This window comes from Streptomonospora nanhaiensis, assembly GCF_026642255.1.
Classification (GTDB): domain Bacteria; phylum Actinomycetota; class Actinomycetes; order Streptosporangiales; family Streptosporangiaceae; genus Nocardiopsis; species Nocardiopsis tropica.
Genome location: NZ_CP113264.1, coordinates 4,674,500 through 4,693,563 on the forward strand (window position 1 = coordinate 4,674,500; position 19,064 = coordinate 4,693,563).

Annotated in this window: 16 protein-coding genes; 5 read left to right on the plus strand and 11 right to left on the minus strand. The window is 73.6% G+C overall.

All coding sequences use genetic code 11. The annotated features are described in order from the left end of the window. Positions 1 to 175: 175 nt before the first annotated feature. From OUQ99_RS20355 to OUQ99_RS20380, 6 genes are all read right to left on the minus strand, one after another. Positions 176 to 3,022, minus strand: a complete 2,847-nt coding sequence (locus tag OUQ99_RS20355; RefSeq protein WP_267945378.1) for a hypothetical protein — start codon at positions 3,020 to 3,022, stop codon at positions 176 to 178. A gap of 305 nt (positions 3,023 to 3,327) precedes the next feature. Further along, a complete protein-coding gene (locus OUQ99_RS20360; protein WP_267945379.1) occupies positions 3,328 to 4,305 on the minus strand; it encodes an aldo/keto reductase in 978 nt (325 codons plus the stop codon). Continuing rightward, positions 4,305 to 4,703 (minus strand): MerR family transcriptional regulator, encoded by a 399-nt coding sequence (locus tag OUQ99_RS20365; protein ID WP_267945380.1) that lies wholly within the window; start codon positions 4,701 to 4,703, stop codon positions 4,305 to 4,307. Before OUQ99_RS20365 ends, OUQ99_RS20360 begins: the two co-directional genes overlap by 1 nt. 99 nt (positions 4,704 to 4,802) lie before the next feature. Continuing rightward, entirely contained in the window at positions 4,803 to 5,480 is a 678-nt protein-coding gene (locus tag OUQ99_RS20370; protein WP_267945381.1) for a TetR/AcrR family transcriptional regulator, read from the minus strand. 56 nt (positions 5,481 to 5,536) lie between these two features. Beyond that, positions 5,537 to 6,331, minus strand: coding sequence for a hypothetical protein (locus OUQ99_RS20375; RefSeq protein ID WP_267945382.1), 795 nt, complete (start codon positions 6,329 to 6,331; stop codon positions 5,537 to 5,539). Between the two features lie 187 nt (positions 6,332 to 6,518). Next, positions 6,519 to 7,400 carry an SPFH domain-containing protein gene (locus OUQ99_RS20380; RefSeq protein WP_267945383.1) on the minus strand — a complete coding sequence of 294 codons (882 nt, stop codon included), beginning with the start codon at positions 7,398 to 7,400 and terminating at the stop codon, positions 6,519 to 6,521. 596 nt (positions 7,401 to 7,996) lie between these two features. Here OUQ99_RS20380 and OUQ99_RS20385 point away from each other — a divergent pair. Next, the gene (locus OUQ99_RS20385) at positions 7,997 to 9,226 is read left to right on the plus strand and encodes an acyl-CoA dehydrogenase family protein (protein WP_267945384.1); all 1,230 of its coding nucleotides are present in this window, start codon (positions 7,997 to 7,999) and stop codon (positions 9,224 to 9,226) included. A 500-nt stretch (positions 9,227 to 9,726) separates the two neighbouring features. Here the strand turns inward: OUQ99_RS20385 and OUQ99_RS20390 are convergent, their stop codons facing one another. Together OUQ99_RS20390 and OUQ99_RS20395 are read right to left on the minus strand one after the other, a co-directional pair. After that, positions 9,727 to 10,077, minus strand: a complete 351-nt coding sequence (locus tag OUQ99_RS20390) for a hypothetical protein (protein ID WP_267945385.1) — start codon at positions 10,075 to 10,077, stop codon at positions 9,727 to 9,729. 345 nt (positions 10,078 to 10,422) lie between these two features. Continuing rightward, a complete protein-coding gene (locus OUQ99_RS20395) occupies positions 10,423 to 11,871 on the minus strand; it encodes an XRE family transcriptional regulator (protein ID WP_267945386.1) in 1,449 nt (482 codons plus the stop codon). Between the two features lie 217 nt (positions 11,872 to 12,088). On the opposite strand from OUQ99_RS20395, the gene aceA reads away from it, so the two are divergent. The 3 genes from aceA (at position 12,089) to OUQ99_RS20410 (ending at position 14,815) form a co-directional block, all read left to right on the plus strand. Next, entirely contained in the window at positions 12,089 to 13,387 is a 1,299-nt protein-coding gene (gene aceA, locus OUQ99_RS20400; RefSeq protein WP_267945387.1) for an isocitrate lyase, read from the plus strand. A 260-nt stretch (positions 13,388 to 13,647) separates the two neighbouring features. Then, positions 13,648 to 13,929, plus strand: a complete 282-nt coding sequence (locus tag OUQ99_RS20405; protein WP_267945388.1) for a DNA primase — start codon at positions 13,648 to 13,650, stop codon at positions 13,927 to 13,929. A 67-nt stretch (positions 13,930 to 13,996) separates the two neighbouring features. Beyond that, positions 13,997 to 14,815: a CPBP family intramembrane glutamic endopeptidase gene (locus OUQ99_RS20410; RefSeq protein WP_267945389.1), complete on the plus strand. Its 819-nt coding sequence runs from the start codon at positions 13,997 to 13,999 to the stop codon at positions 14,813 to 14,815. Here OUQ99_RS20410 and OUQ99_RS20415 read toward each other — a convergent pair. After that, complete coding sequence (locus OUQ99_RS20415) at positions 14,784 to 16,070, minus strand: CynX/NimT family MFS transporter (RefSeq protein ID WP_267945390.1); 1,287 nt, start codon at positions 16,068 to 16,070, stop codon at positions 14,784 to 14,786. The two genes, OUQ99_RS20410 and OUQ99_RS20415, sit on opposite strands and share 32 nt — an antisense overlap. 168 nt (positions 16,071 to 16,238) lie before the next feature. On the opposite strand from OUQ99_RS20415, the gene OUQ99_RS20420 reads away from it, so the two are divergent. Further along, entirely contained in the window at positions 16,239 to 16,940 is a 702-nt protein-coding gene (locus tag OUQ99_RS20420) for a FadR/GntR family transcriptional regulator (RefSeq protein ID WP_267945391.1), read from the plus strand. A gap of 88 nt (positions 16,941 to 17,028) precedes the next feature. On the opposite strand, the gene OUQ99_RS20425 is transcribed toward OUQ99_RS20420, so the two are convergent. Next, on the minus strand, positions 17,029 to 17,796 hold the full coding sequence (locus OUQ99_RS20425; protein WP_267950433.1) for an RraA family protein: 768 nt from the start codon (positions 17,794 to 17,796) through the stop codon (positions 17,029 to 17,031). Between the two features lie 259 nt (positions 17,797 to 18,055). Next, entirely contained in the window at positions 18,056 to 18,964 is a 909-nt protein-coding gene (locus tag OUQ99_RS20430; RefSeq protein ID WP_267945392.1) for an Lrp/AsnC family transcriptional regulator, read from the minus strand. Between the last annotated feature and the right edge of the window lie 100 nt (positions 18,965 to 19,064).

A 19,064-nucleotide genomic window follows, 5' to 3' on the forward strand; every position in this document is an offset into this window, starting at 1 on the left:
TGCAGCCGCGGCCGGTACCGGGGCAGCGTCCCGGACGTCAGGAGCGAGCCGTACGGGGGCACGATCCTGCCGAGGATCTGCCGACGCCCCCACCACAGGTGGCCGGGGAAACCCATCCGCCGAGGTCCTGGGCGGGGACGGTCCGGGACGCCCCCGGGGCCGGAGCCGGGCGGGGTCACCCGAACAGCGAGGCGATCCCGTCGCCGAGGAGGGCGAGCAGGTCCAGGGCGCCCAGGTCGAGACGGGCGCCCGCCTCCAGGCCGGTGGCGAGGAACGCCACCAGGAGGATCGGCACCAGGACGCGCGGGAGCCGGCGGCGGGTGCGGGGGGCGAGGGGTGCGTCGTGCTCCTCCTCGTCCTCGGGGTCCAGCCAGGGGCGGTCCAGCCGGGCGACGTCGCGCCGCAGGTCCTGGACCTCCGCGTGGTAGTGGTCGCGCTCCTCGCGCACCCGCTGGAGTTCGGCGCGTTCGGCGCGGACGGCGGCGCGGGCGTCGACCACGTCCACACGGGCCCCTTCCGGGCCGCGGCGGGAGTGCCAGCGCTCAAGGCGGGCCAGGGGCAGGTCCGCGTACTGGGTGGGCCAGTTGTCGTCGGCCGGCCCCTCGTCGAAGGGGTCGTCGAACCCGGGCTCGGTCTCGGCCGCGTAGTCGAGGGGTTCGTTCCCGCCCCGGTTCCCGTTCTCCCCGTCGGCCGCGGCGACCACGCCGAGGGGCGGGGCGTCGGCGGGGGCCCGGAGTTCCGGGGCGGCGACGGGCTCGAGCGGGGCCGGAGGGGCGAAGTCCTCGGGGGGAGCGTCTGCGGGGAGGTCGCGGCGTTCGGCCGGGGGCACGGCGACCGTCCGCTCGTGCGGCTCCCGCCAGGCCGGGGGCTCCTGGGTCTCCGTGGCCTCGGGCACCTCCGGCGCCTCCCCCGCCCCGGGAGCCAGGGCGGCCTCCTCGGCCTCCCGGCGTTCGGCGGCGCGGCGCTGGGCGGCCCTCGCGTCCCGGTCGACGGCCCTGCGGAGGGTGCGGCCGAACATGCGCGGCCGCCCGGCGACCGGGGTCGGGTCGTCGGTGACGATCTCGCCCGCCTCGTAGTAGGCGGGCGGTGCCAGGGGGTCGCGGGCGGGAACCGGCCCGTGCTGCGCGTAGGGTTCCGGGGCGTCGAAGATCCCCGTCGTCCGCCGGTGTCCGCCCTGCGGTTCGCCCCCGTCCGCCTCCCCCGTCCGGAGGGCGCCGGAGGTCGACGGTTCCCCGGGCGCGGGGGCGATGCGGGGCATGCGGGCCCTGGGGGGAGCCTCGGCGGCGCCATCGGGCCCGTCCACGGGCTCCGGCGCCTCGGGCAGGGGCTCGGGGTCGGACGAGGGCCAGAGCGCTTCGTTGGTCCGGCCCTGCGGGGCGTTCCCGTCCGGGTCGCGTCCGGACCCTGCGGCGGACCGCGCTCGTCCGGCCTCGCGCTCCGCGTCCGCGGCCCGGGCGATCTCCTCGGCGAACGCCCGGAGCGAGCCCTGTCCCAGCCGGGCACCGGGGGCGGGGCGTGCCGCTTCGGTGCGCTCGGCGGGCGCCCATGGCTCCGAGGGCGGGCGGGGTCCGGTCTCCTCCTCCCCCGGGGCCTCGGCCTCGGGGAGGTCCGGAAGGGGGATGTCGTCCTGCTCGGACGCGGTATCGAAGCTCCCGCCGCCGGCAGGGGCTCGGTCGCCGGCGGAGCCGCGTCCACCGTGCGGGGCGCGGTCGCCGCCCGGGTGCCGGTCGCGGGCGGAACAGCGGTCGCCGTCGGACCCCCTGTCCGCGTCGGCGTCCGGCGCACCCGTGAGGCCGTCCCCGCTCCCGGGTTCCGGTTCGCCGTCCGGCAGCGCCTCGGCCTCGGGGACGTCCTCCAGTCCGAGGTCGTCGTCGAGATCGCCGTATCCGGGGGCGCGGGTCTCGGCCGGGGACTCCGGGGCCTCCTCCCCGAACCCGCGCGGTGGCGCGGATTCCGGGGCTCTGTGCGCCTCGATCCCCTCCGCCGGTTCCGGGGACGCGGCGCCCGCCCCCGCGTCGCACGGCGGGAGGGGGACGGCCTGCGGGGCCTCCGCGGGCACGGTCCGGGACGGGCGGGGGGACGGGGCGAGCCAGTCGGCCAGCAGGTCGCGGCGGTCGGCGAAGGTGGGGGCCTCCGGGATCCCCCGTTCGGCCAAGTGGGCGGCGAGCGCGTCCCCGCCCTCCTCGCGGAGCACGGCGACCAGGGCCTCGGCGGTCCTGCGGTGGTCCGGGGGCGGCGGGTTGAGGAACGGCGTCGCCGCCGGGGCCGCGGGCGGACCGAAGGCCAGGTGTCGGCCGTCGGCGGTGCCGAGCACGGGGTCGTAGGTGGAGAACGACCAGCTCCACCCTGCCGCCGGGATCGCCCGGGGCGGTGTGAGCACGTCGTGCAGCGCCCGGTGCATCCCCCACAGGAAGCGCAGCTGTACCGCCTGCCACAGGTCGGCGCGCTCCGGCGCCAGGGCGATGTGGACGGGCAGGTCGGGCCGTGCCAGGGCGGCGGCGACCGCGCCGACCAGGAGGGGTTCTCCGCCGACGGCGGTCTCGGCGGCGTGCCGGTCGCGGGTGCGCACGGCGCCGGGCGCGGCGGTGCGCTCCCAGGGCTCGGGGGCGGGCAGCGTGTCCATGGCGGCCCAGCCGGGGGCGGGCGGGCGGCGCTGCGCCGGGCGGGTGTTGGGGTTCTCGTGCAGCGCCAGGACGCGCGGCAGGGTCAGCCCGTACCCCGGGCCGACGATGGCCCAGGCGTGCGCGGAGCGGACGTCCCCGGGCCACCGGTAGACCAGGGCCGCCTGCCCGTCGGGGTAGGTGTGCGCCCACAGGGTCTCGGGGTAGTCGGCGGGGTCGGTGTCGGGCAGGGCGGACCGGTAGTCGGCGGTGAGCGCGGGGATGAGCCGGTCGCGCCAGGAGCGCAGTACGGGCTGCTCCGTCTCGGGCAGCGAGGAGGAGGCGGGACCGGGTCCGACTCTGCCGAGGAGGGTGGGTTCGGCCCAGGCGAAGTGGATCTGGTGGTACATGCTCTCGGGCAAGTCGCCCCTCCCACGGGTTCGCGGACCGAGGCGGCGCGGCCGCCCCGCCGCCACTAGGGAAGGTATCCGGTCATGGCTTGAGAAAAACCGTACACACAGTTTTATGTGCGCGTATGCGTACTTTGCCCCGGTCTTGTTGACCGGCCCCGGCCACGCCACCCCTGTCCCCCGCGGAGCCCCCGCCCCCGGAGCACCGCCTCTCCCGTCCCGTGGGCCGCCGCGCACCGGTACGGGGAGGCGCTGCCGCGCCGGTCGGCCCCCGCCCCGTCGGGCGCCCGACCGGCGGGCCCGGCGGCCCGTGGCCGCTACCCGGCGTCCGCCAGGCGCCCCCACTGCTCCGCGCTGAGCGTCAGGTCGGTGGCCTCGATCGCCTCGTTCAGCTGGTCCAGGCTGCTCACCCCCACCAGCGGCACGACACGCGGGTCACTGTCCATCAGCCACGCGAGGACCACCTGGTTGCGGGTGGCACCGGTCTCCCGTGCGACCTCGTCCAGGACCGCCAGCCGGGCCGGGGTCCCGGGGTGGTCGTAGACCGGGTCGAGCCCGGCGGCCTTCTCCGGCCTCGTGTAGGCGCCCCACAGCAAGGAGGTGTAGGCGACCAGCGTGTGCTCCCGGCCCTCGGCGGCCTCCTCCCGCACGAAGTCGAGGAGTTCGGGCGTGACGTGCATGTGCCCCGTGGAGGCGAGGGGCCGGTCGAACCGGGGCTGGAGGTAGCTGTACCGGTACTGGAGCACGCGGGGGCGCGGCCAGCCGTTGGCCTCGGTGACGGCGCGGGCACGCTCCAGCCGCCAGGTCCGGTGGTTGGACAGGCCCAGCTCGGCGACCGCGTCCTCGGCGACCAGCTTGGCGAACGCGCCCAGGGTCTCCTCCATCGGGACCGACCGGTCCTCGTGGTGGGCGTAGAGCACGTCGAGCCGGTCCACCCCCAGTCGCTCGCGACTGCGTTCGGCGGCCGTGGCGACGGCCGCCGCCGACAGCCCCTCCTTCGTCTCCGGCCCCGTGCCGGGCACGGTGGGCTGGGCGCCGAGCTTGGTCGCGATCACGACCTCGTCGGTGATCCCCCGCTCCCGGCGCCACCGGCCCAGGAAGGTCTCGCTCTCGTGCCCCTCGAACCCCTCCACCCAGAACTGGTAGCAGTCGGCGGTGTCCACGAAGGTGCCCCCGGCCTCGACGAAGCGGTCGAGCAGTGCGGCGGAGGTGGCGTCGTCGGTCTGGCTGCCGAACTTCATCGCGCCCAGGCAGAGGGCGCTGACGCTGCGGTCGCCGATGGTGGTGTGGCGCATCAGATGGTCTCCTCGACCGGTTCGGGGGTGCGTTCGGCGAGCACGCCGAGGTAGTAGTCGATCTTGTGCTGGATGACGGCCTGGCGGTCGCGCAGCTCGGCGATGCGCTCGTCCAGCCGGCGCTGGTGTCCCTGGAGCACCTCGACGCGGTCGGGGACCGTGTGGTCACCGGCGCGGACCAGCTCGGCGAAGTCGCGCAGGCGTGCGATGGGCATGTCGGTGTCGCGCAGGCAGCGGACCAGGTGGAGGAGTTCCACGTCGTCGGTCCTGTAGCGGCGGTGACCGCTGGGCGAGCGCTCCACGCGGCGGAGCAGGCCCGCCTTCTCGTAGTAGCGCAGTGTGTCCAGGGTCAGTGCGAACCTCTCGGCGACCTCGCCCGGCGTGTAGTAGTCCCTCATGTCGAGAAGCATGGGACCTGGAGTGCGCTCCAGGTCAAGGGGTTCCGACGAATTGCCGGAAAGTTCCCCGTGCGGGGGCCTTCCCCCCGGCCGGGGCGCTCAGCCGCTTCCGCCCCGGATCGCACCGACGACCGCGTCCGTGAGGTCGTCGATGATCTCCCGCTCGCTGACCTCGGGATGCTCCAGCCACCACTCCCCCGCGGCCTGCACCATGCCGACCACGGCGTGCGCCACGATCTGGGACCGCAGGCGGCTGCCGACCCGCGCTTCGGCGAGGAGCTGCTCGGCGAGCTCCTCACCGAGCCGGCGGACCATCATGCCCAGGTCACCGCGCATGCGGGAGTCCTCGGACGTGGCCCGGTCCATGAGGAACCGGTAGAGGTTGAGGTTCTGGGAGATCATCGACAGGTACGCGCCGACGGTGGCCCGCGCCCTCACCTCGAACCGGGTGTGCTGGTGCAGCTCCTCGCGGATGCGCTCGATGAGCGGGTCCACGTGGCGCCGGGCGAGGGCGCGGTACAGCCCGCCCTTGTCACCGAAGTGGCGGTAGAGGATCGGCTTGCTGATCCCGGCCTCGGCGGCGATGGCCAGCATCGACGCGTCCGGCCCGTCGCGCTGGATCACCCGGTCGGCGGCGTCCAGGATCGCGCGCCGCCGTTCGGGGTCGCGTCCCCGGCCCCCGCGCCCCCCGCGTGCCGGGGGGATCTCCGGGGCGGGGGTTCCGGAGGCGTCGGTGCTGTCGGTCGGCGCGGTCGAGCGCGGGTGTTCGAGGGCCACAAGGGTTCACGGTAGCGGTTCTGCGAGGTGGGAGGGCGGATCGACCGCTCCCCGGCTCAGGCCCGGAGCGCGATCCAGGTGGCGGCGGCGCGGGCCAGCGTCCTCCCGGTCCCGTCGAGGAGCGCGCTGGTGGTGTGGATCTTGCGCCCGTCGACCGATGCCAGGTGGCCCGCCACCACGTAGGTGCTCCCGATCCGCGGGGCCTCGTCGATCCGCACGGTGAACCGGCCGAGCACGGCGGGGCGGCCGACCACGTCGCTGGACCAGCCGCCGGGGCAGTCCAGCGCGGCCCACACCTGGACCGGTTCGGCGGCGCCGGTCCCGTCGTCCAGTCCGGGGTGCGGGGTCCAGGTGCAGGCGACGGTGTTCCCGGCACCGCCGGGGCCGGCGCCGGGGCGCACGGAACCGGCGAACAGGCGCAGGCCGTCGCCCTCGGCGCGCTCGGGGCCGCAGCTGTAGCAGCGCGGGAAGGGGTGCCCGGAGAGTCCGGCGTAGCGGCTCTCGGCCTCCGCGGCCTCGGCGAGCCCGATCGGGCCTCCCGGTATCCCGGGGGCTCCTGGCCCGCCGGGGAGGTCGGCGACCGCGGCCTCGGCGACCAGGTGGCCCGCCTGTCCCTCTCCGACCGCCGGGTCGGTGAGGCGGAGGCCGGCGGCGGGGTCGCCCTCCACCGCCAGGGGGTGGTCCAGGGGCGGCGGGGTGCGCAGGGTGACCTGGACGGCCGGCCCTCCGACGGCGGTGAGCCGTGCGGCGAGCAGACCCGCGGTGTAGCCGCCGTTGCCCGACCCGTCCGGCCCGTTGTAGGCGGCGGGGACGGTGATGGTGGGGGCGCCTTCGCCCGTGGTGGCGTTCATGGCGCCAGCGTAGACGTCGGATGAATCGGACCGTCAGGGCGCCCGCGGCCGGAGAACCGCCCGGCGCGCACACGGGCGGGGGCCGGCGCGTCCGGCCGGCCGGACGGGCATCACACGCACGGCCCCGCACGGGACGGCGGGACGGCACGGCGCGGGACGGGGTGCTCCCCCGGCCCGCGCCGACGCGTCAGTCCCCGCTCCCGGTCACCGACACCCCCGCGCCCGGGGACAGCGCCACCACGTCCACGTCACCGTTCTTGATGGCCTCGTACAGGACCGCGCCCTCCGGGCCGAGCAGGTCCACGAGCGACTGCATCGCCTCGGCCTCGGCGTCCGCCAGCTCCTCCCGGGCCTCCGCGGTCTGGATCTGCTCCGCGACCTGGTGGGCCTCGGTCATGGCCTCCCGGACGGTCTCCGGCGGCACGGGCCGCTGGAGCGTGAGCTGCGGGGCGCCCAGGTCGTCGCCGTCCTCGGTGGTGTAGGTGGGGCTGATGAAGAACGCCCCGCCGCCCATCTCGGTCACGTACTCGACCAGCAGCTCCCCGACACGGGACTCCCACTCCCGCTTCGCGTCGTCGTCGGAGTACAGGGCCTGCCACTCGAATTCCGCGCTGGCGTCGTCCAGGGCCCGGCGCAGCGGCTGCCCCACGTAGTCGCGGATCATCTCGTTCCAGCCCGCGTCCTCGTGGGCCTCGTACTTGGTCCCGACCAGCTCGTGCATCTGCTGGAACACGTCGCAGTCGGGGTTGAGCTGGAACGTCACGACGCCGGTGGAGGTCATCTCCAGGTTGTCGGCGGTGACGACCGTCTCCGAGGACATCTCCGCCTCTTCGCCGCCGGAGAAGGTGAACGTGCGCTGGCCGCCGGGGTAGACGTACACCTCGTCGCCCGGGCCGTAGTACTCCCGGTTCCCGGATTCGACGCACTGGTCGAAGGCGGTGGAGGAGAACAGGCCGGCGTTGTACTCCAGCCCCATCTCGTCGGGGTCCACGCTGACGGAGCAGGCGGTGAGGCCGAGTGCGAGGGCGGCGGTCGCGAGGACGGCGGTGGTGGTGCGGTTGGGGGTCATCGGGGGTCCTTAGGGGTGTCGTGGGAGTCGATGAGGTGGACCGCTCCGCCGCCGGCCGGTGTACCGGTCCGGTCGGCGGTCTCGTCGTGACGGCGGGCGGGGCGAGCGGAGCGAGCGGCGCGGGGCCCGGCGCGGCCCGGAGGGGGCCGCGGACAGGACCGGCGTGGGCTGTCCGCCGGGTGGGCTCCCCGCGCCGTGCGGCGCGGAGGGTGTCGTACTGCTCGCCGGTGTGTCGTCCGGTGGGGGTGCTCGTGCCCGCCGGAGGGCTCCCGGTGGTGTCGGGAAGGCCCCGGGCGGCCGTGTCCCCGTTCTCCGCGGGACTTCTACGATCCGCCGCGCCGGCCGCGGGTTCGGCGGAACGGGGACGGCCGGGCGCTGTGGCCGGATCCGGCCAGGGCGGGGTCGGTCGAACGGCGGGGGAGGCGGGGGCGCGACCGGCGGCGCCCGCTCGCCCCGCCGGGCGTGACCTGCCTCCGCCGCCGAGGGGCAGGCCGCGCCCGGCGGACGATTGTGCCTGGAAGATCCTGCTGTTACCGTTGGTAACACGCATTGACCGCCCCTCCGCCCCCGGAGGGTCCGACAAAGGATGTAAGCGCATGAGTGAGGCCCCCGCGCCCGCCTTCAGCCTGGAACCGAGCGAGGACGTCCGCGACGTCCGGGACTGGGCCCACGGGTTCGCCGCCGACGTCATCCGCCCCGCCGCGGCCGAGTGGGACGAACGCGAGGAGACCCCCTGGCCGATCATCCAGGAGGCGGCCAAGATCGGGCTCTACTCCCTCGACTTCTTCGCCAACCAGTGGCTGGAGCCGAGCGGGCTCGGCATCCCCGTCGCCTTCGAGGAGCTCTACTGGGGCGACCCCGGCATCGCCCTGTCCATCACCGGCACGGGGCTGGCCGCCGTCTCCGTCGCCTCCAACGGCACCCAGGAGCAGCTCTTCGAGTGGGTCCCGCAGATGTTCGGCAGCGCCGAGGACGTCAAGCTCGGCGCGTTCTGCTCGTCGGAGCCCGACGCCGGGTCCGACGTCTCGGCCATCAGAACCCGAGCCGTCTACGACCAGGCCAAGGACGAGTGGGTCCTGAACGGCGTCAAGACGTGGGCGACCAACGGCGGCATCGCCGACGTCCACGTCGTCGTCGCCTCGGTCGAGCCGGAGTTCGGTTCCCGCGGCCAGGCCTCGTTCATCGTGCCCCCGAACACCCCGGGCCTGTCCCAGGGCCAGAAGTTCAAGAAGCACGGCATCCGCGCCTCCCACACCGCCGAGGTCGTCCTGGACGACGTCCGGGTCCCCGGTTCGTGCCTGCTGGGCGGCAAGGACAAGCTCGACGAACGCCTCGCCCGCGCCCGCGAGGGCCGCAGCTCCAAGGGCCAGGCCGCCATGAAGACCTTCGAGGCCTCCCGCCCGAGCGTGGGGGTCATGGCGGTGGGCACCGCGCGCGCCGCCTACGAGTACGCGCGGGACTACTCCACCCAGCGCGAGCAGTTCGGCCGCCCCATCGGCGACAACCAGGGCGTGGCCTTCCTCCTCGCGGACATGGCCACCCGCATCGACGCCGCCCGCCTGCTGGTGTGGCGCGCCGCCTGGATGGCCCGCAACGGCAAGGACTTCACGAACGCGGAGGGCTCCATGAGCAAGCTCTACGCCTCGGAGACCGCCACCTTCGTCACCCAGAACGCCCTGCGCATCCTCGGGGGCAACGGCTACACGCGTGACTACCCGGTGGAGCGCTGGCACCGCGACGCGTCCATCTTCACGATCTTCGAGGGGGCCAGCGAGATCCAGAGGCTCATCATCGGCCGCGCCGTCACCGGCCTGCCGATCCGGTGACGTCCGTGCAGGTCGGAGCGCCGGTTCCCTCGGTGCGCCCCGGGTCGCGGACGGATGGTGTCGGGTGGGTGGGGAGGACGGGGTTACCGGGGTTTACCGGTCTTTCCCGCACGAGTGTTGCCGGTTCTGTTGCCGGCAACAGGGGCGCGGAAGCCTGACCAGGGGGAGAAACCCTGGGCACGGTGGAAGGTGAGGCGGGGACACACCGGTCCGAGGAGTCCTGCCGCCCACCGTCCCCTCTCCTGCCTGTGCCGGTGGGACACCGGGGAAACGGCCCCAGCCGGGGGATGGCTGGCCTGCCGTCTCAGGCTTCACCGGCGATCCGCAGCGCCAAGGGGAAGTCACCTCGACCGGACTCAGCAGGACGGTGGAACACGGGAGCGGCCCCCGCGTCCGGGGAAGGGACGCGGGGGCCGGTCGCTGCCGGGCAGGCCCCCACCCGTCGAACGCACGCTCGGAACGGCGTGCTCATCGAAGGCCGGGCACCAGGAACGGGCCCCTCACGCGGCAGCGCGGGAAGCCTCCACCTCCCCCGCCGGGCCGTACGCCGGCGTCTGGCGGGTGAGCCCCCACGTCAGCAGCACACGCCCCACGGTGCGCACGCGGGCGGGGACCCGGGTCTCCAGGAACCGGCCTGCCGCGAAGTAGGCCACGGTGACGGCGCCGGACACGACCGGGGTCACCACCTCGGCCAGGGACCCCTCGGGGATGACGATCCCCCGTGAGCTGGCGTGGTGGACGGCCGCGCCGACGATGACGCCGACGATGACGGGAATCAGGGTGCGGATGTTCGCGGGCAGGTTCATGGGCTCCCTCTCAGGGGTGTCGAAGGGGGCGGAGCGGCGCACCACGCGAAGCGGTTCCCCCTCGGCGGAGCACCGGCACACGCACCGCCCGAAGGCGGTACCACTACCGGTACAGGCGGTTCGGGCAAACGACAAGGAGCTGGTACGCCCGGTAGCGGCCCCCTGAGGTGCGGTTGTTCCCCTCGGGAGGACCTCCGCAGCGGCCGACACGGCGGACGGCCGGGGGTCTCCCGGGCGGGCGCACCCGCGCCCGGCGTCCCCCGGCGAGGCCGCCCCGCCACGCGTGGGCGGCCGTCGCCCCGGCGCGCTCGGGACCGTCCCCGCCACGGGAACACCGAGGGGCCGGGGCCCCTGGCCCCGACCCCTCTCCGTCCGTCCTCCTCCGGCGCCTCAGACGCGGTCCTCCCCGCTGTGCTTCTCCAGGAACGTGTAGACGTCGTGCTCGTCCACGCCCGGGAAGGTGCCCGAGGGCAGGGCCGACAGCACGTGGGAGTGGGCGCGGGCCGACGGCCACACGTTGCCCTCCCAGCGGGCGGCCAGGTCCGCGGGCGGGCGCACGCAGCACTCGCCGGTGGGGCAGTTGGACTGGGTCCGGTTGGTGGTCTCCCGTCCGCGGAACCAGCGCGACTCCTTGTAGGGCACGCCGAGGGTGATGGCGTAGTTGCGCTCCCGGCTCGGGTCCACGTGCGCCACGCACCAGTGGGTGCCGTTGGGCTTGTCCGTGTACTGGTAGTAGATCGAGTAGCGGTCCGGGGAGGCGAACACCTGGCGCCCCGACCACTGGCGGCACATGCGCTGGCCCTCGATGGCGCCGGTCTCGTCGGTGGGGAAGACCAGGCCGTCGTTCTCGTAGGCCTTGTAGATGATGCCGGTCTCGTCGTTGCGGATGAAGTGGCAGACCAGGTCCAGGTGGCGGTGGGCCAGGTTGGTGAACCGGTGGGCCGCCATCTCGTAGGAGACCGAGTAGACGTCGCGCAGGTCCTCCACCGAGAGGTCGCGTGCGTGCTTGGCCTCCTGGAGGTAGGTGACGGCGGTGCTCTCGGGGATGAGGACGGCCGCCGCGAAGTAGTTGGCCTCGACCCGCTGGCGCAGGAAGTCGCCGAAGTCCCGGGGCTGGCCGTGGCCGAGCACCACGTGGCCGAGGGTCTGGAGGAGGATCGTGCGCGGGCTGTGCATGCCCAGCGTGGTCTCGCGCTTGAGGTAGATCCGCCGGTTGACGTGGTCGGTGAGGGAGCGCACCGAGCGGGGCAGGTCCTGCACGTACCTGAGGCTGAACCCGTGGTGCGTCGCGATCGCGAGTATCTGCCCCTGGGAGAGGGCGCCCGCGGTGTAGTTGACGGCGTCCAGGGTCTCGGTGGCGGCCTTCTCGATCTGCTCGAAGTAGTTGCCGCGCTCGCGCATCTGCCGGCGCAGGTCGGCGTTGGCCCGCCTGGCCTCCTCGGGGCTGGCCGTGGGCTTGGCGTGGCGCCGCTTGAGCTCGTCGTAGAGGCCGACGATGTGTTCGAGCACGTCGTTGGGGACCCTCTTGCCGACCTTGAGGTGGGGGAGGTTGAGCTCCTGGTAGAGGGAGTCGCGCTGGGCCTCCTCCACGGAGATCTCCAGCTGCGCGCGCCGGCTCGGGGGCTGCTTGGAGAGGAGTTCCTCGACGGAGACGCCGAGGGCGGAGGCCAGGGAGGTGAGGAGGGAGAGCTTGGGCTCGCGCTTGCCGTTCTCCAGCAGGGAGAGCTGGGAGGGGGCCCTGCCGACGCGTTCTCCCAGGTCGGAGAGGGTCATACCTCGCGCGCGCCGCAGATGACGGAGCCGCTGACCAAAGGTGACGAGATCTAGGTCACCTGTCAAAGACGGTATTTCTTCAGCACCAAAGTACGCCATGGGTTCATCTTACGGAAAGAATCGCTGATCTTCGCACGATTTCAAGTGGAAAAGCTCTGGAACTTCACCAAGAATCATAGTTACCGGCGGGGAACATACGCCCAGGGCTCAGCCCCTGGTCCTGGCAGGAACTCCCTCGACCGGTGCGAACACCTTGGGGACTACACGTAAGGCGGGAACGAACATGGGCACCAGCGCTCGACGTCAGGAAGCCAGCGCCGAACTCCAGCGCGACTGGGAGACCAACTCCCGGTGGGCCGGTATCGAGCGCACCTACTCCGCCGACGACGTGGTCAAGCTCCGCGGTTCGGTCACCGAGGAGCACACCCTGGCCCGCCGGGGCGCCGAGCGCCTCTGGGACCTGCTCCACACCGAGGACTACGTCAACAGCCTCGGCGCCCTCACCGGCAACCAGGCGGTCCAGCAGGTCCGCGCCGGTCTGAAGGCCATCTACCTCTCCGGGTGGCAGGTCGCCGCCGACGCGAACCTCTCCGGCAGCACCTACCCGGACCAGAGCCTCTACCCCGCCAACTCGGTCCCGGCCGTGGTCCGCCGCATCAACAACGCCCTGCTGCGCGCCGACCAGATCACCTGGTCCGAGGGCGACGACACCGCTCCCGAGTGGCTCGCCCCGATCGTGGCCGACGCCGAGGCCGGCTTCGGCGGCGTCCTCAACGCCTACGAGCTGATGAAGGGCATGATCGCCTCCGGCGCGGCCGGCGTGCACTGGGAGGACCAGCTGGCCTCCGAGAAGAAGTGCGGCCACCTGGGCGGCAAGGTCCTCATCCCGACCGGCCAGCACGTCAAGACCCTGAACGCCGCCCGCCTGGCCGCGGACGTCGCCGGTGTCCCCTCCCTCGTCATCGCGCGGACCGACGCCCAGGCCGCGACCCTGATCACGAGCGACATCGACGAGCGCGACCGGCCCTTCGTGACCGGCGAGCGCACCGCCGAGGGCTTCTACCGCTTCCGCAACGGCGTGGACGCCTGCGTCGCCCGCGGCCTGGCCTACGCCCCGCACTCCGACCTGCTCTGGATGGAGACCGCGACCCCCGACCTGGAGGTCGCCCGCGACTTCGCCGAGCGCATCAAGGCGGAGTACCCGGACCAGATGCTGGCCTACAACTGCTCGCCGTCCTTCAACTGGAAGCGGCACCTGGACGACGCGACCATCGCGAAGTTCCAGCGCGAGCTGGGCCACATGGGCTACAAGTTCCAGTTCATCACCCTGGCGGGCTTCCACTCGCTCAACCACTCGATGTTCAACCTGGCCAAGGGCTACGCCCGGAACGGGATGACGTCGTACGTCGAGCTCCAGGAGGCCGAGTTCGCGTCCGAGGCCGACGGCTACACCGCCACCCGCCACCAGCGCGAGGTCGGCACCGGCTACTTCGACGCGATCAGCACGACCATCTCCCCCGAGGCCAGCACCACGGCTCTCACCGGCTCCACCGAAGAAGACCAGTTCTCAGCGGCTCACTGACCTGGTCTTCGTTCCCAGGAGTCCGTCCCTCCCCGCTTTCGTGGCTGGGGCGGGGCGGGACGGACTCCGCCCCCTGGCCGTCGGCCGTACGCGGTCCGTGTCACACGCGTATGGCCGGCGGCTTGTCCGTGTCCGGTTTCGGGCGTCCTCCGTCGCGTATTCGCGCACGCGTCGCTTTGGCCGCCCGCCGTACCGGGACCTAGGCTGGCGACCGCGCGGGGTCGGCGCCCGCCGGCCCGCCACAAGACCAGGAGGCACCCGTGAAACTCCTCGACCCGCTCCTCGCGACCCTTCCCGTCCTGCGCCGCGTCCTCGCCGTGGGCGCCCTGTCGGCGTTCGTGGTCCTGGGCACCGCCGCCTGCGACGACGTCCTGCCGGACGTGGACACGGAGCAGCAGGACGACGGCGACCAGGACGACCAGGACGGCGACGGCGACGACCAGGACGACCAGGACGGCGACGGCGACGACCAGGACGACCAGGACGGCGACGGCGACGATCAGGACGACCAGGACGACCAGGACGACGACGGCGAGAGCTGACACCGGGGAGCCCCGTCCCTGAGCCCCCCGGTCACGCGTCCGGCGCACAGCGCGTAGATTGCGACGCGTGACCGACAAGACCCGAGCACCTCACACCGCCGAGGACGCGGGGACGCCGTCCTCCCCCACAGCACCGCCGGAGCGGGGCCTGCTGCGCTGGGAGGTCGTGTGCGTCCTCGCGCTCTCCCTGGGCGCGTCCGCGGTATCGGCGATCATCTCCTTCGCGGGCGTGCTCACGGCTCCGGGGGGCCTGGCCGAGCAGACCGCGAGCCTGGTGAACCCGCGCGCCGACGCCCGCCCCTGGCTGGACCTGTCCCGCCAGCTGTACGCGCTGGTCTTCTCACTGGCCCCGGTACTGCTGGTGGCCTACCTCATGCGCCGCTCGGGGGAGTCCTCCCGCACGATCGGCTTCGACGTGCGCAGGCCGGGCTTCGACCTGGGCACCGGCGCCGGTCTGGCCGCGCTGATCGGCGCGGGGGGCCTGGCCGTGTACGTGGTCTCCTGGAACCTGGGGCTGACCCTGACGATCGTGCCCAGCACCCTGGAGGGCAACTGGTGGGACGTGCCCGTCCTCGTGCTCCAGGCCGCCAAGAACGGCGTCCTGGAGGAGGTCATCGTCGTCGGGTACCTGCTGCACCGGCTGGGCCAGCTCGGCTGGGCGCCGTGGAAGGCGGTGCTCGCCAGCTCGGTGCTGCGCGCCTTCTACCACCTCTACCAGGGGGTGGGCATGTTCTTCGGCAACCTGGTGATGGGGCTGGTCTTCGGCTGGTTCTACCTGCGCTACGGGCGGGTCATGCCGCTGGTGGTCGCGCACACCGTCATCGACATCGTGGCCTTCGTCGGCTCCGTGTACCTCATCGGCCGGATCGACTGGCTTCCCTTCTGAGCGCGCGGTCCCGGATGGCGTCCTCCAGGTGGCCGGGTCTGCCCAGCAGCAGGCCCACACCCAGGTTGACCGCGACCAGGGCCACCACCAGCAGCAGCGGGGCGTGCCAGCCGCCGCTCGCCTCGTGCAGCAGGCCGAACAGGAAGGGGCCGGCTCCGCCCATCAGGTAGCCCAGGCTCTGGCTGGAGGCCGACAGGGCGGCCGTGCCCGCGCCGGTGCGGGTGCGCAGCGCGAAGGAGGTCAGGGCGAAGACGAAGCTGCCCATGCCGATGCCGACGAGGGTGGTCCACACCCACACCCCCGAGAGCGGGGAGAACCACAGCCCGGCCAGGCCCGCGAGGTAGGCGGCGGCGAACACGACCACGAACGGCCGCTGGTCGCGGAGCCGGGTGAGCAGGGTGGGCAGCACCAGGGACATCGGGATGCCCAGGACGGTCAGGTAGGACAGGGCCAGCCCCGCCGTCTGGGGGGACATGCCCTGGTCGCGCAGCATCTGCGCGTACCAGCCGAACATGATGTAGGCCACCGAGGACTGCGTGCCGAAGTACAGCATGGCCTGCCAGCCGATGCCGGTGCCCAGCACCTGGCGGAAGCCCAGCGCCTGGGAGGGGTCCCCGGGGGCGGGCTCGTGGCGCAGCGCCAGCAGCCAGGGCACGGCGGCGACGACGCCGAAGAGGGCGTAGGCGCCCAGGGCGATCCGCCACTCCCCCGTGGACTGCTCCAGGGGGACGGTGGAGGCCGCCGCGATGGTGGTGCCCAGGGCCAGGGCGGTGGTGTACACCGTGGTCATCAGGCCGACGCGGTCGGGGAAGTGCTGCTTGACCAGGGCGGGGAGGATGACGTTGCCGACCGCGCCGCCGGAGAGCGCCACGGCGCTCAGGGCCAGGAACATCCAGGGCTCGGGCACCAGCGCGCGGGTGGCGAGGCCGACGGTGACGGCGGTCAGCGCGTAGACCAGCAGGTGGTGCTCCCCCAGGCGGCGGGCCAGGGTCGGGGTGAGGCCGCCGAAGAGGGCGAAGCACAGGACGGGGAGGGTGGTGAGCAGGCCGGCGCCGACCGCGGTCATCCCGAGTCCGGCGGTGACCTCGCCGAGCACGGGGCCGACGCTGGTGATCGCCGTGCGCAGGTTGAGGGCGGCGAGGGCGATGCCGGCCGCGAGGAGCAGGAGGACGGCCCGCGGCGGGCGGGCGGGGGCGGTCGTGCCTGCGGGGGGACCGCTCGTCACGGGCGTGTGGGGCGCTGATCCGGCGCTCATGGAAGGCGACTCGCAGATTCGTAGGATGACCGGATGTACTTCATGAGGATAACGCATTGCCGTTCGAGGCCAATTCCCGACGGTAACTGGTCTAAGCTCCGGCCTTAACCGTTCCGTACCTGTGCGCTGGCCCTGTCATCCGGCGACCCGCCCCTAGGAGGTAAACGCGTGCCCCTCGCCTCGACACGCCGGACCGGTCTCGTAGACCAGGTCATCAGTCAGTTACGAGCGCAGATCGACTCGGGTGAATGGGGCGTCGGCGACCGCATCCCCACCGAGTCGGAGCTCTCCGACCAGCTCGAGGTGGGCCGCAACACCGTGCGTGAGGCCGTCCGCGCCCTCGCCCACGCGGGCCTGCTGGAGATCCGCCAGGGTGCGGGCACCTTCGTCCGCGCCTCCAGCGAGCTCGGCGGCGCGCTCCGGCGCCGTCTGGAGCGCTCCCGCCTGCGGGAGAACCTGGAGGTGCGCCGCGCGCTGGAGGTGGAGGCCGCCAGACTGGCGGCCCTGCGCCACAGCGACGAGGACATGGCCGACATCGACCGCGCGATGGCCCTGCGCGAGGCCGCCTGGCGCGACCGCGACATGAGCGCGTTCGTGGAGGCCGACTTCACGTTCCACCGCTCGGTCGTCAACGCCACCCACAACACCCTGCTCATCGACCTGTACGACGACATCGCCCAGGTCGTGTACGCCAGCATCGCGCACACGGCGTACGAGCAGAACGACGGCGCCACGAACCAGCCCTCGTCCGAGACCGACGGCGTGGACCACTCGAAGCTGACCGAGGCCATCCGCTCCGCGGACCCGGCGGCGGCCGCCCGGGAGGCCACCTGCTACATCGACGAGCTGCTGTCCCTCACCGAGGACTGACGCCCCGGACGCGCGTCGCCGGCGCCGCCGCGCGGGGCGGGAGCCCGGGCCGGTCCGGAGAGGACGGGTCCGGGCACGCGGACGGGGCTCAGTCTCCCCGGTAGGCCTCGCCCACGGCCGGGCGCGGCCCCACACGGGGTCGCCCCGCCGCAGGGTGGCCCTCGGCCGCGAGCGACGCGGTGTCGCGGCGCACCGCGCCCAGGGCCCGGGAGCGCCCCGCGGCGGGCCGGCTCCCGCTCCCGGCGGCCCCCTCCCAGCCCGAGACCCGCGAGGGGTCCAGGCCGAGCAGGTCCAGGGTGCTCTCCCCCGCGTACACGGCGTCGATGATCTCCTGCTCCCGGGAGAGGCTGCTCATGGTCTCGGCGATGATGGCGCTCACCTGCCCCCGGGGCAGGCAGACCACGCCGTCGTCGTCGGCGACGATCCAGTCGCCGCGGCGCACCGGCAGGGGCGCCGGGCCGCTCGCGGTCATGCTGATCTCCCGGCCGACGGAGCCGCCCGCCTCGTGGCCCGCCTCGCGGACGGCGACCCCGGCCCCGAACACGGGGAGCTCGCAGCGCGCGATGGCGGCGATGTCGCGGACGCAGCCGTCCAGGACGATGCCGCTCACGCCGCGGGTCCGGGCGGCCACGGCGAGGATCTCGTCGACGTAGCCGTACTCGGACTCCCCCGCCACGTCCACGACGAGGGCGGCCCCGGGCGGTGCCTGGGCCACCGCCACGTGGAGGGCGAGGTTGTCCCCCGGTGTACAGCGCACCGGGAAGGCGGTCGCGGCGAACGCGGCCCCCGGCCAGACCGAGAACAGGTGCGTGCCGAAGGGCCGGCCGCCGCAGCGGGCCAGTGCCACCGTTCCCACAGCCGTCAACGTCTTCGCAAGCGCCACGTCAGCCTCCCACTACACCCGCGCCCGGTGCGGCCGGTTCGGACCGACCTCCTCCATACTCACGGGTAACTTAAGCGTGACGCAAGCCATACGTGGCGGAAACACGTAAAAATGCTACCGATGGTTACAGATGAGCCCGAAGCGCACGCGGCCTCCCACCCTGCGTCACGCACAGGGCCGGCCCCGACCGGGCCCTCGCCTGGTCGGGGCCGGTCGGCCCGGACGGCCCCGCTCAGCCGGGGAACCACTCCACCGGCCGCTCCCCGCCCCTGCGCTCCTTGCGCACGGACAGGTGGTCCCAGGTCTCCACGTAGCCCACGCCCGGCGCGGACCGCACCGACTCCAGCGCCTCCACCAGCTGGCAGCGGTCCGGGGCGGTGAGGGTGCCGATGATGTCGTAGCGGCCGAAGCCGCTGGCCATGAAGGAGACGCGGGGCATGTTCGCCAGCGCGGAGCCCAGCGCCTCGGCGTCGCCCCGGCAGCGCAGGCCGAAGCCCAACTGCTCGTTGGCCCCCACCGCCGACGGCTCCACCAGCGCGGTCACGTGCACCACACCGGAGTTCAGGAGCCGCACGACCCGCGAGCGGGCCGCCGCCTGCGACAGGCCCACCTGTCGGGCCAGGTCCGCGTACGAGGCCCGGCCGTCCTTCAGCAACTGCCGAACCAGACGCCAGTCCAGGGCGTCCAACTCGATGTCGCGCAGTTCCCGCACGCTGCTGTGGGCGTCCTTGAAGACGGCGTTGGCGCGGAAGACCTCCGCGCCCTCCACCCCCGGCAGCGAGCGGAGGTCGGCGAGCTCCTTGGTGAGGGCTCCGTCGTCGGCCACCCGCACCTGCGCGACGGCCGGGAACCTCCCGGCCGACTGCGCCGCGAAGGTCACCGCCTCGCGCTCGCCCAGCGCCTCCAGCAGCGGCCCCACGGGGCCGCTGACCCGGAACGACACATGACCGAGGACCTCCATGCCCACGACTCCGGCGTGCAGCACCCCCACGATCCGGATCGCCCCCGACTGGACCAGCTGGCGCACTCTGGCGCGAACCGCCGTCCGGGACAGGCCGACTCCGTCGGCCAGCGCCTGGAACGTCGCTCTGCCGTCCCCCTGCAACGCGCGCATAAGCGCGGCGTCAACCGCATCAAGCACGATGGTGCCTTTCGTTCCCATGACGCCGCCCTTCCCCCGGACGACGCCCCCTCCTGCGGCCAGATCATCGCAGCTGTGGAGCCCGTTCACTACTGATCGC

What these genes read in the sequence shown, in the direction of transcription:
- OUQ99_RS20360 (WP_267945379.1), bottom strand. Translation starts at nt 4,305, where the DNA reads ATGCGCCACACCACCATCGGCGACCGCAGCGTCAGCGCCCTCTGCCTG.
- OUQ99_RS20365 (WP_267945380.1), bottom strand. Translation starts at nt 4,703, where the DNA reads ATGAGGGACTACTACACGCCGGGCGAGGTCGCCGAGAGGTTCGCACTG.
- OUQ99_RS20375 (WP_267945382.1), bottom strand. Translation starts at nt 6,331, where the DNA reads ATGAACGCCACCACGGGCGAAGGCGCCCCCACCATCACCGTCCCCGCC.
- OUQ99_RS20380 (WP_267945383.1), bottom strand. Translation starts at nt 7,400, where the DNA reads ATGACCCCCAACCGCACCACCACCGCCGTCCTCGCGACCGCCGCCCTC.
- OUQ99_RS20385 (WP_267945384.1), top strand. Translation starts at nt 7,997, where the DNA reads ATGAGTGAGGCCCCCGCGCCCGCCTTCAGCCTGGAACCGAGCGAGGAC.
- aceA (WP_267945387.1), top strand. Translation starts at nt 12,089, where the DNA reads ATGGGCACCAGCGCTCGACGTCAGGAAGCCAGCGCCGAACTCCAGCGC.
- OUQ99_RS20415 (WP_267945390.1), bottom strand. Translation starts at nt 16,070, where the DNA reads ATGAGCGCCGGATCAGCGCCCCACACGCCCGTGACGAGCGGTCCCCCC.